Origin of the sequence: Achromobacter sp., from assembly GCF_036567245.1 — a bacterium.
Taxonomy (GTDB): domain Bacteria; phylum Pseudomonadota; class Gammaproteobacteria; order Burkholderiales; family Burkholderiaceae_B; genus Achromobacter.
This window is the reverse complement of sequence record NZ_DATCUY010000461.1, coordinates 1-2,614: the sequence shown is the minus strand read 5'-3', so window position 1 is coordinate 2,614 and position 2,614 is coordinate 1. Positions and strand designations below refer to the sequence as shown.

Below are 2,614 nucleotides of genomic sequence, written 5' to 3'. Positions count from 1 at the left end.
GTCGGTGCTGGCGGCGCTGGGCGGCCTGGGCGGCGTGGCGTTGCTGGTACTGACGCCCAAGGCCGCGCTGGATCCGGTAGGCATCGCGGCCGGACTGGTCAGCGCCGCCTCGATGGCCCTGGGCACGGTGCTCAGCCGCCGCTGGCAGCCGCCGGTGTCGGCGCTCACCTTCACGTCCTGGCAACTGACGGCGGGCGGCATCCTGCTGGTGCCGCTGGCCTTCGCCGCGGAACCCGCCCTGCCGCCGCTCACCACCCTGAACGTGGCCGGCATCGCCTACCTGGGCCTGATTGGTGCGGCGTTGACCTACGTGCTCTGGTTCCGCGGCGTGGCGCGGCTGGAGCCCGCGGTGGTGTCCTCGCTGGGTTTTCTCAGCCCGATCACGGCGGTGCTGCTGGGCTGGGGCCTCTTGGGCCAGCAGCTGAGCGCCGCGCAGATCGCCGGCATGGCGATCGTGGTCGCCAGCGTGTGGCTGAGCCAGCGCGCCCAGCGCCCGGCCATCGTCGCGCCTGCGCCGCGGCCGCTGTAACACGCCGGCACGCAAAAGCAGTAGCGGCGCCGGCGAGGCACGCGCATGATCGTTGCTCCATCCCCGGAAGGAGCCGCACCATGAGCAGCAAACCCAGCATCATTCTTGTCCACGGGTTCTGGGGCGGCGCCGCCCACTGGACCCGAGTCATTCTTGAACTGGCGCGCAAGGGTTATCAAGACCTGCATGCCGTGGAAATGCCCTTGACGTCGCTGGCCGACGACGCCGAACGCACCCGCAAGATGATCGCGCAACAAAAGGGCCCAGTGCTGCTGGTCGGCCATTCGTATGGCGGCGCGGTCATCACGGAAGCCGGCAACCAGCCCAACGTGGCCGGCCTGGTGTACATCGCCGCCTTTGCTCCGGATGCGGGCGAAAGCCCCGGCGGGATCACGCAGGAGATGCTGCCTGCGGCCGCGCCCAATCTGGCGCCCGACAGCGACGGCTACCTGTGGCTGCGCCCCGATAAGTTCCACGAGAGCTTCTGCCAGGACCTCCCCGCCGACGAGGGGCTGGTCATGGCCGTCACGCAGAAGGCACCGCTGGCCAGCGCCTTTGGCGAAACGGTGTCCGTCCCCGCGTGGCGCAGCAAACCGTCCTGGTATCAGATCTCCAGCCAGGACCGGATGATCGCCCCCGAGAACCAGACGCGCATGGCCGGACGCATGAACACCCGCAAGACCATCACCCTGGACGCGAGCCACGCGTCGCTGGCGTCCCGCGCTGGCGAGGTGGCTGGCCTGATCGACGAAGCGGCGCGCGCCTGCGCCTCGTAGCGGACTGGCGCAGATCGGGCGGGCTGCGCCTCCAAACATGCGTATCAGGGGACACACCTGCCTTTTCTGTGCTGCTTTTTTTGTAACTTCGAAAGCTGGAAAATATCTGCAGCACAGATGTTTTCTCTATGAATCAGGGATGCAGATCCAGTAAACCAAGCAAACTGATCCGCTTTTTTCTTCTTTCTCTGAATCTGTACTGATAAGGGCTGCGGCTCTAACTTCACGGTGTAGTTCAAACACCCGTCAGCGCACGCCGTCTTGTGGCGGTAGAGGCGCGCTGGCGACGAAGTCAGGAATACCGCCATGGATAGCGACGCGCTATTGCTTGCCCGAATACAGTTCGGCTTCACCATCTCGTTTCACATCATCTTCCCCGCCATCACCATCGGCCTGGCCAGCTACCTCGCGGTACTGGAAGGGCTGTGGCTGCGCACGCGCAACACCGTCTACCGCGACCTCTACCACTTCTGGACCAAGATCTTCGCCGTCAACTTCGGCATGGGCGTCGTGTCCGGCCTGGTGATGGCTTATCAGTTCGGCACCAACTGGAGCTTCTTCTCCGATTTCGCCGGCAGCGTGACCGGGCCCTTGCTGGCCTACGAAGTGCTGACCGCCTTCTTCCTGGAAGCCGGCTTCCTCGGCGTGATGCTGTTCGGCTGGTCGCGCGTGGGACCGGGCCTGCATTTCTTCTCGACCGTGATGGTGGCGCTGGGCACGCTGGTGTCCGCCACCTGGATCCTCGCCTCCAACAGCTGGATGCAGACGCCCGCCGGCTACGAGATCCTGGACGGACGCGTGGTGCCCACCGACTGGCTGGCGGTGATCTTCAACCCCTCCTTCCCCTACCGCCTGGCGCACATGGGCATCGCCGCCTTCCTCGCCACCGCCCTCATGGTGGGCGCGTCCGGCGCTTGGCACCTGCTGCGCGGCGACCGCAGCCCCGCCGTCAAGAAGATGTTCTCGATGGCGATGGGCATGCTGCTGCTGGCGGCGCCGCTGCAGGCCGTGGTGGGCGACTTCCACGGGCTCAACACGCTCAAGCACCAGCCGGCCAAGATCGCGGCCATCGAAGGCCATTGGGAAAACGAGCCCGGCGCCGGCGTGCCGCTGACGCTGTTCGGCATCCCCGACATGGAACGCGAGGAAACGCGCTACGCGCTGAACGTTCCGCGCCTGGGCAGCCTGATCCTCACGCACAGCTGGGACGGCCAGTTCCCCGGCCTCAAGTCGTATCCGCCGGAAGACCGGCCCAACGCCACGGCCGTGTTCTGGTCGTTCCGCGTCATGGCCGGGCTGGGCATGCTGA

At 66.3% G+C, this 2,614-nt stretch carries 3 protein-coding genes; all 3 read left to right on the top strand.

Annotated elements, in window-relative coordinates:
* Positions 1 to 529, top strand: a 529-nt coding sequence (locus VIR09_RS19675; RefSeq protein ID WP_332014389.1) for a DMT family transporter, incomplete at its 5' end; no start/stop codon positions are given.
* An 80-nt stretch (positions 530 to 609) separates the two neighbouring features.
* A complete protein-coding gene (locus VIR09_RS19670; protein WP_332014388.1) occupies positions 610 to 1,305 on the top strand; it encodes an alpha/beta hydrolase in 696 nt (231 codons plus the stop codon).
* 306 nt (positions 1,306 to 1,611) lie between these two features.
* The coding region (locus tag VIR09_RS19665) for a cytochrome ubiquinol oxidase subunit I (RefSeq protein WP_332014387.1) at positions 1,612 to 2,614 on the top strand (1,003 nt) is incomplete at its 3' end.

Excerpts from the sequence above, each read along its gene's own strand:
- VIR09_RS19670 (WP_332014388.1), top strand. The coding sequence starts at position 610 with ATGAGCAGCAAACCCAGCATCATTCTTGTCCACGGGTTCTGGGGCGGC.